Origin of the sequence: Vibrio anguillarum (assembly GCF_001989995.2) — a bacterium.
Lineage (GTDB): Bacteria > Pseudomonadota > Gammaproteobacteria > Enterobacterales > Vibrionaceae > Vibrio > Vibrio anguillarum.
This window is the reverse complement of record NZ_JAHGUP010000235.1, coordinates 1-402: the sequence shown is the minus strand read 5'-3', so window position 1 is coordinate 402 and position 402 is coordinate 1. Positions and strand designations below refer to the sequence as shown.

At 39.1% G+C, this 402-nt stretch carries 1 protein-coding gene; it reads right to left on the bottom strand.

From position 1 onward, the window contains the following. Positions 1 to 70: 70 nt before the first annotated feature. Positions 71 to 352 carry a hypothetical protein gene (locus PL85_RS18655; protein WP_208895745.1) on the bottom strand — a complete coding sequence of 94 codons (282 nt, stop codon included), beginning with the start codon at positions 350 to 352 and terminating at the stop codon, positions 71 to 73. Between the last annotated feature and the right edge of the window lie 50 nt (positions 353 to 402).

Here is a 402-nt window from a genome sequence, read left to right as displayed (position 1 = left end):
CTTGAGCCGTTTGTTATATTTTCATTCTCTACGCTAACGTGACCGACTGTTTAGGATTGCCGAAAAACCATTAACAAACTGATATTTCTTGCTTTTCCAAAACTGTATCAGCTTCCGCACGCTCAATGATTTTTAACAATACAGATTGAATCGCTTCGTCTTCGCGGGCATCTTTGTCACTTGTAAAACGTTGTATTTGGGGATCGGCATTCTCTTCAGGTAAAAAGATGATAACGACTTCGGTCGCTAAGTCCGTCGTTTTACCGAAATACTCTAATGATATTTGCGGATAACCTTTGAAACCTCTTTGTACTCGTTTCAATATGCGTTTTTTCGCTTTATCCACGTTCATCATGAATCCTTTTGGTTGCTGAACTTAAAAAAATATAACGCCCGGCTAAG